Source organism: Ferroglobus sp. (assembly GCF_015521575.1).
Taxonomy (GTDB): Archaea; Halobacteriota; Archaeoglobi; order Archaeoglobales; family Archaeoglobaceae; genus Ferroglobus.
In genome coordinates, this window is the sequence record NZ_WANY01000115.1 from 1 (window position 1) to 7,694 (window position 7,694).

Sequence of the window (7,694 nt, forward strand, 5' to 3'; positions counted from 1 at the left end):
TCTTGGAATCGGATCGAATTCGCATCCAGTACACTTTTCCTCTTCATGCCGATGGTAATCCAATCAGAAAAAATTGGAGGAGAATGAATATAATTTACTCTTTTCTTCTCGTCAGCTTGAGAGCCATCAAGGTGAAAATGCCGATAACGGGCATTATCATGCTTGAGAACTCCGGAATTGATGTGGGTGGTGTGGGAGTGATGCGTGTTAGCGGAAACTCGTCGATATTTGTTGGCCTACTGTAGAAGTACGTGAGTACGTATTTGGAATCACAAATCCCGTCTGAATCGCTATCGCTACATGTATCGCTAAAGCCGGTGCCATCAGGCTTGCCCCAGTAATTTCCACCGATATAAGGTCCACCGACTATGTTCGTTCCAGGTGTTTTATACACGTACAACTTATTTCTAATCAACGGAGTAGAAGGTAGATCCGCGTTGCTGTTTGTGTTGTTGAAGTAGTTGTTGTAGATTGTGTTCCCACTACTCCTCCCTATTGACAGACCTACTTGATTTGATGCGATGATGTTATCCTTAATCGTGTTTCGATAGCTGCCCACAATCGATATCCCCCTATCGTTAGCTGAAATATTGTTTTGAGCTACGGTGTTGAAATCGGAAGTAGAACGGAATATTAAACCCCCTATATATACTCCCAAGCCATTGTGAGATATTTCATTTTCAATTACTCTGTTGAACCTCGAATAGCTTATGTGAACGCCGTACCGGTCGTTGAATGTTACCATGTTCTTCGTGATAGCGTTGGCATTGGATAGTACTATTCCGATCCCCCTATCGTTGTTGTTTGAAACATTGTTTCCTATTATCTTATTTCCGCTTGAATAGTAGCTTACAATGATGCCATTATTGTTGGAAGATACCGTGTTGTTTAAAATTTTGACAAGCTTGACTTTTAAAAACACGATTCCAAAACCCCAGTCGGTAATGATTAAGTTTTTCACAGTTACGTTGCTCACGTTGAATGCGTAAATTCCCTCGCTGCTTGAGCTGTCGATTCCGTCAATTACGTGATTTTGTCCGTCGAGAATTACGTCGTTCGATTTTATTTCGATGCACCTTGCGGAGTTGCTGTCGATTATGTCGTTTGCGAGCGAGTAGTATCCGGGAGAATCGATCACTGTGCATCCGGTTATAGTCGTTGCATTTGCTGGCAGAATGAAAACAAGCAGGGCGACCACAGCTGGCAGGTATATGGGGTTTTTAGCCAAACCTACCATGGTTTTCCACCAATTTTTTTCAGGTAAATGAACACGAATTTTTACATCATTAAATAAAAATTTTTCGACAAACTCTTTGTAGTGATGATTATAATTTATAACTTTATACCGAATTAATAATATTTATCTTAATCATTATGAGAAGCAATCATCGTCGGTGAAAGAAGAGTACAGCATCCAGAAAGGGTAGAAAAATCTTATAGCGATAAATGAGACGAAATTAAAACCTGGGGAATAAGCTAACGCTCGTTATATTAGCAAGAGGTACACAAACAGATGAGAATATCTTTATCTGGAATTTAGATGAAAAGAGTGGCTTTCACGCTTGTGTTTCCTTTAAAGAATTGCCGATCAAAAACTTAGGTTTGTTTTCTCAGTCAGAGTTGACCTGTTTCTTTCAATGCTTATTCAAAAAAATAGATGGGTTTTCGATTTTACCTCCCGCAATTGGGGGAAAGATCGCTATCTCATCTCCCTCCTTCAGCTCTGTGTCGAGCCCTTTAAGATGCTCAACATCCCTCCCGTTGACAAAAATTTTGTAAAACGTCTTAACTTTCTCTTCCTCCACGATTTCGCTCAAATCGGGATAGATTTTAAATAGTTCTCTCAACGCATCTTTCAGAGTTTTTCCTTCAAATTCCACCTCTATCGTTCCTTTACCTCTTTTCAGAGAAGCGTAAAGTTTGAACTTCACCCTCATGGTATATCCAGTTCTCTGAGCTTTTCTTCGGTTGGCTTTCCGTTCACCCACCCTCTTATCTTGTAGAATTCCTCAAGCATCTTGTCCAACTCAACCACGTGCCCTTTCGCTGCTCCCTCTGGCATAGGCTCCTCTAACAATCTTTTCGGTAATGTGTCGTCCTTCCCGTCGAAACCCTCCCTGTTTATGTAGAGTCTTTCGAGGTTGTAAATTCTTTCGCCGGCTTTCATGAATTCGTCGACGTTCCAATCCCATCCAGTTATCGGATTCGTGACGCTCAAAAGCTCTTCTGCTCCAACTGCGAAGGTTATGAACTTGCAGACGACCATCGAATCGACTATGCAGAAGAGGTCTTGGAATATCTTCACCCACTGAGCCTTTCCTTCTGGCGTTAGCGGATCGAGCTTTTCTGGTATTCCGAGAACTTCCGGAGCGATTAGATACGCTCTTAAGTGACATCCCCCTCTGTTCGAAGTTGCATATCCGAGTCCGTGCCCTTTGTAGGCTCTTGGATCGTAGGCTGGAAGCTCTAAACCTTTCACATGCATCGCCACATCCGGCATTCCGTACTTTTCGGCAAGCCTTTTTGCTCCCATAGCAATTTCGTCACCGAATCCATCTCTAAAAGCGGTTCTCCAAGCCAATTCGACGACGGTCTGCGGATTGCCCCACTCCAGCTTCAACCCGCCGAGCTTCTCTTCAGGTATTTTTCCGTTCTCGTACAACTCCATGGCGCAAGCCACTGTTGAGCCGAAGCTTATCGGATCCATTCCTAAGTCGTCACAGAGGTTGTGAGCTTTGATCACCGCTGCCAAATCGCTTATGCCACACATAGCTCCAAGGCTCCACGCTGTTTCGTATTCCGGTCCTTCTCCGTCAACCTGATACGGAGGGGTTTCGACTTTGGTTACTCTTCCGCAAGCCACGATACATCCCCAACAGGCTTTCTTTCCGGTTAAGTATGTCTCAGCTATTTTTTCTCCACTGATTTCATTAGCTTTCTCAAAGACTCCAGTTTTGAAGTTTCTCGTCGGAAAACCGCCGGTTTCGTTTATTATATTTACAAGAACCGCCGTTCCATAAGTCGGCAAAGCCTCTCCAGTCACTGGACTCTCTCTAACGATCTTTCTGACGTTTTCTACAGCCTCTTTTAACTTTGCCTCGTCATGAACCTCTGGTTTTCTCTTTCCTCTCCTAACAACTATTGCTTTCAGCTTTTTGCTACCCATCACAGCTCCTACTCCAGTCCTTCCAGCTGCTCTGTGCTTGTCGTTGATTATCGCTGCCTGCATGACTTTGTTCTCCCCAGCCGGACCTATGCTGACGATGTTAATGTCCTTGCCGAGTTCCTCTCTGAGAGTGTCTTCTGTACTCCAAGTCCCCTTACCCCAGAGGTGAGAGGCATCCCTCAGCTCCGCATGACCGTCTTCAATGTATAGGTAAACCGGGTTTTCTGCTATCCCCTGAACGACTATTCCTTCGTAGCCAGCGAACCTCAGCATCGGACCAAATTGTCCGCCGCAGTTGCTGTCACCTATTCCGCCGGTAAGGGGGGACTTCGTTATGACGTGAAATCTACCGCTTAAAGGAACAGCTGTTCCGGTTGCGTAGCCTGTCATGAAAATCAGTCTGTTCTCCTCGCCGAAGGGATCTATTCCAGCTTCGGTTTCTTCGTACAGAATTTTAACCCCCAGCCCTCTGCCACCGAGATACTTCTTTATTACCTTTTCTCCTACCTTCTCTTCCCAGATCTTGTCCTTACTCAAATCCACCCTCAAAATAGTGTACTCCATAGTAGTATTCGGAATTTTAATTATTTAACATGTTCGTTATGCACGGTCGTATACATCCCTCGAAGCTTTTAGGGAAAAGCTTAATGGTTTATTCAAGCAAATTCTTTTGATGGTATTTTTAAAAATCCCCTCAGGATACGTCGTTCTGGATAAAAAACTCGATTTGAGGAGACTTTACGTTGAGATAACTAACTACTGCAATTTATCTTGCAAAATGTGTTTTAGAAACGAATGGAGTGAAAAAGAGGGGTTTATGGATGAAGATCTCTTTAGAAAGATAATTTTTCAGGCTGAAAAATTTCCAGAGCTGAGTGAGATTTTCTTTGGAGGCATAGGTGAGCCGACTGTTCACCCAAACTTTCTCGAATTTCTGGATTTAACTAAGAACTTCAGAGTTTCGTTTTCAACAAACGGAATACTGGTTGAGGAAATGGCAGAGGAGATCGTCAAGAAGAATAATGTTGACAGGGTTTACGTTTCTCTTGACTGCATTCCGCCAGCTAAGAGCGAAATAGGTCACGAGGAGTCTGCTTTAGAAGCCATAATAGCCTTGGATAACGCTAAGGAGAAGTACGGAAAGGATAAGCCGACGATATGCGTTGAGTTTGTTGTGACGAAGGAAAACGTTTCCGAGTTGCCTAAGCTACCGGAGCTTAGGAAGTACGGAGTTGCTGAAATAATCGTCTCGAATCTCGTTCCGACCTCTAAAGAGTTGAGCGACGCAATAATCTACAGCCCATGCAAAGAGAACAATCCGGCAGACGAACTTGTTAAAAAATGCTTTAAAGGTCCTAAATACGTGATTCCTGAGTTCAGAGTAAGAACTGAGAGAAGCTGTAACTTCGTAAAGAGGAGAAGCGCTGTTATAAGATGGGATGGAGAAGTTTGTCCCTGCTACCGGCTGCTTCACGACTACGCTGAGTTTATTTTCGGGAGAAAAGTGGACGTCAAGAGTTTTTCATTTGGGAATGTTAGGGAGACGAGTTTGGAGGACATATGGACTTCGGATAAATACCTGAAGTTCCGCTACGTTGTTGAGAACTCCCTTTACGCTTCTTGCACGGACTGCAAGCACGTGAACGGATGCTACTATTCCCTCTCGACGGAAATGGACTGTTTTGGAAATTCCCCAAACTGCGGAGATTGCTTGTGGGCGAGAGGAATAGTTGTTTGTCCGTGACACAACGCTTTTATAGCACCCTCCCAACCTAAATCCATGCCTTCTCTTTCGGAGCAGATATACAACCTTCTCGAAAACTTCGACTATTCATCGAATCCGGAGGAGAGGATAAGAATTCTCAGAGGAATCCTCGGCAGGCTTTCAAGCATAATGTACGGGAGCGAAAAAGAGGAGGAATACACGGAGGTCTTCAGAAGGCTTAAGATCAGATTGAAGGAGTTGAGAGAGGAGATAACTAAAAACGAGAAGCTTGAACCAGATCTCTGGAAGTACTTGATGAACAGTCTTGAAGAGATTAGAGATGAGCTTGAAAGAATTGCTGTCAAGGAGAATGTGATAGAGAGATGAGATTTTTGTGATCGAACAATTGTTCGATAAATTTTTATGGAATTACTCGGATTTTCACATATGAAGTCTGCGTTGATCGTTGTGGACATGCAGAAGGACTTCTGCTATCCAGACGGTGCTCTTTACGGAGGAGACCATTTAAAGAGCATTTTCGAACCGCTGAGAAGAGTTGTCGAAAAGGCGAGAAAGAAGATGCCAGTAATTTACACCCAAGACTGGCACAGAAAAGACGACGTGGAATTCAAAATCTGGCCAGCCCACTGCGTAGCGGGAAGCAGAGGTGCTGAGATAATAGACGAGCTCGAAGTTAGGGAAGAAGATTACATAGTTAAGAAGAGGAGATACTCTGCTTTTTTCGGAACAGATTTGGATTTGACGCTGAGGGAACTTGAGGTAAAAAGATTGTATCTCACCGGAGTTCTGACGAACATATGCGTTCTCCACACAGCCGGAGATGCTGCTCTGAGGGGCTACGAAGTCGTTGTGATAAAAGATTGCACCGCAGCCCTAAACGACTACGATTACGAATATGCGCTGAAACACATGGAGAACGTATTTCAGGCTAAAATCATCGATTCAAACGAATTCTTAAAAGAGCTATGACAATCGAAAGAATTGCAGCAAGAACAATCGAAACGAGATAGTTCAATCCGGAAAGTTTAGCTGCCACGAAAACCACAGCGAAAAACACGATTGAAGAATGAATTATCGATATTTTCGTCAAGCTCTTTTTTAATTCCGCCTCAGCCTCTCCCCATTCATCATCGTTCAGTTCGCCCATCATTCATCATCGGCAAAAAAATTCCGATAGAGTTGTATAAAAAATTTTAGAAGGTGATCAGTCCTCCCTCGTAGAGGAAGTAAACAGCAAAGACTATTGCCAGAATGTACAGAAGCCAGTGCACTTCCCTTCCTCTTCCGGCTATGAGCTTCAGAACTGCGTAACTGATAAATCCGGCACCAATTCCGTGGGCAATTGAGAACGTGTAGGGGATTGTTACGAGGGCTATAAACGCTGGGATAGCTTCCGTCAGGTCGTCGAAGTCTATGTCCCTCACGACCGTTAGCATTAGAAAACCGACCAAGATCAAAGCTGGAGCGGTGGCTGCTGCTGGGATAATCGATGCTATCGGAGAGACGAAAAGTCCTACGATTAGGAAGAGCACTCCTACAACTAACGCCGTCAATCCAGTTCTTCCACCTTCCTCGATACCGGCAGCGCTCTCTATGTAGGTTGTTACTGTTGAAGTCCCAAGGACCGCTCCAAAGGTCGTTCCTATGGCATCGGTAAGCAGAATTTTCTCGCTATCCGGTATTGATCCGTCCTCTCTCATGAATCCTGCTTTTGCGCTTAGTCCAGCGACTGTTCCAAGAGTGTCGAAGAAGTCCACCATGAAGAAAGCGAAGACAATTCCGAACGCTCCGAAGTTAATCAGCCCAGCCAAATCCATTTTGAAAAGGGTGTGTTCGAGAGTCGGTAGAGCGAAAAGACTTTCCGGCGGTGGAGCCACTCCTACAGCAACAGCCACGATTGTAGCCACGATGATCGCTATGAGCAAAGCTCCCGGAATTCTCCTAACCATCAGTCCAGCCGCTATAACTAACCCGAGCATTGCGATCCAAAACTCCGGCTTAGCGAAGTTCTCAACTCCAAGAGTGACAAGAGTCGCTTCGCTTCCTACAACTATTCCGGCGTTTTTCATACCTATAAGCGTTAAAAACAATCCAATTCCTGCACCAATCGCATATTTCTGTGAAACTGGAATTGCATCTATTACGAGCGTTCTAAACTTCGTTACGCTGAGTATAATGAAGATTATTCCCTCAACGAACACCGCAGCCAAAGCGACCTGCCACGGATAACCCATTCCGAGGACGACAGAATAGGCGAAGAACGCATTTAAACCCATCCCGGGAGCGAGGGCGAAGGGTTTTTTGGCGTAAAGTCCCATGATAATCGTTGCTACACCAGCGGAGAGGGCTGTGGCGGTTACCAAGCTTGGAATTGCCTCCTTTCCTATTGCATCACTCAAAATCGCTGGATTTACGAAGATTATGTACGCCATGGTCATGAAAGTTGTCAAACCTGCTAACACCTCAGTTCTAACGTCAGTGTTGTATTTCCTGAATTCAAAATACTCCTCGAAGAAACTCATGATGGAGTAATACTGAAGAGTGTATTTAAAAGTTTATTTTTTGGAGAAGTTAGCCGCTACGAGCTTTTATAAAAGTGGAGGGTAAACTTTATTTTTAGTCACTGAAAGTAGAACTTTGAAAAGCCCCGTAGGGTAGCGGTCAATCCTGCCGGCCTTTGGAGCCGGCGACCGGGGTTCGAATCCCCGCGGGGCTATGTTTATTTTTTCTCAATTCTTTTGCTGAAGATAAGGAACTACAGACTGAAGGGAAAGGAGAACTGTTCTGAAGAATGTCATAGTG

Annotated in this window: 8 protein-coding genes and 1 tRNA gene; 4 read left to right on the top strand and 5 right to left on the bottom strand. The window is 44.3% G+C overall.

What is annotated here, in order from left to right; translation table 11 throughout:
* Nucleotides 1-94: 94 nt before the first annotated feature.
* The 3 genes from F7C14_RS04775 to F7C14_RS04785 all read right to left on the bottom strand — a co-directional run bounded on the left by F7C14_RS04775 (nt 95) and on the right by F7C14_RS04785 (nt 3,730).
* Nucleotides 95-1,237 (bottom strand): nitrous oxide reductase family maturation protein NosD, encoded by a 1,143-nt coding sequence (locus F7C14_RS04775; RefSeq protein ID WP_290900371.1) that lies wholly within the window; start codon nt 1,235-1,237, stop codon nt 95-97.
* A 397-nt stretch (nt 1,238-1,634) separates the two neighbouring features.
* Nucleotides 1,635-1,937, bottom strand: a complete 303-nt coding sequence (locus F7C14_RS04780; RefSeq protein WP_290900374.1) for a ubiquitin-like small modifier protein 1 — start codon at nt 1,935-1,937, stop codon at nt 1,635-1,637.
* Complete coding sequence (locus F7C14_RS04785; RefSeq protein WP_290900376.1) at nt 1,934-3,730, bottom strand: aldehyde ferredoxin oxidoreductase family protein; 1,797 nt, start codon at nt 3,728-3,730, stop codon at nt 1,934-1,936. Before F7C14_RS04785 ends, F7C14_RS04780 begins: the two co-directional genes overlap by 4 nt.
* A 109-nt stretch (nt 3,731-3,839) precedes the next feature.
* On the opposite strand from F7C14_RS04785, the gene F7C14_RS04790 reads away from it, so the two are divergent.
* Genes F7C14_RS04790 through F7C14_RS04800 form a run of 3 tightly spaced genes read left to right on the top strand, consistent with a single transcriptional unit; the run spans nt 3,840 to nt 5,861 of the window.
* Nucleotides 3,840-4,910, top strand: coding sequence for a tungsten cofactor oxidoreductase radical SAM maturase (locus F7C14_RS04790; protein ID WP_290900378.1), 1,071 nt, complete (start codon nt 3,840-3,842; stop codon nt 4,908-4,910).
* A gap of 36 nt (nt 4,911-4,946) precedes the next feature.
* Entirely contained in the window at nt 4,947-5,258 is a 312-nt protein-coding gene (locus F7C14_RS04795) for a hypothetical protein (RefSeq protein ID WP_290900380.1), read from the top strand.
* A 60-nt stretch (nt 5,259-5,318) separates the two neighbouring features.
* Nucleotides 5,319-5,861, top strand: coding sequence for a cysteine hydrolase family protein (locus F7C14_RS04800; protein ID WP_290900382.1), 543 nt, complete (start codon nt 5,319-5,321; stop codon nt 5,859-5,861).
* Here F7C14_RS04800 and F7C14_RS04805 read toward each other — a convergent pair.
* Nucleotides 5,827-6,042, bottom strand: coding sequence for a hypothetical protein (locus F7C14_RS04805; protein WP_290900384.1), 216 nt, complete (start codon nt 6,040-6,042; stop codon nt 5,827-5,829). The genes F7C14_RS04800 and F7C14_RS04805 overlap by 35 nt on opposite strands.
* A gap of 43 nt (nt 6,043-6,085) precedes the next feature.
* The gene (locus tag F7C14_RS04810) at nt 6,086-7,414 is read right to left on the bottom strand and encodes an NCS2 family permease (RefSeq protein WP_290900386.1); all 1,329 of its coding nucleotides are present in this window, start codon (nt 7,412-7,414) and stop codon (nt 6,086-6,088) included.
* Nucleotides 7,415-7,535: 121 nt separating this feature from the next.
* Here F7C14_RS04810 and F7C14_RS04815 point away from each other — a divergent pair.
* Nucleotides 7,536-7,608 (top strand) — tRNA-Gln (locus tag F7C14_RS04815).
* Nucleotides 7,609-7,694: the final 86 nt, after the last annotated feature.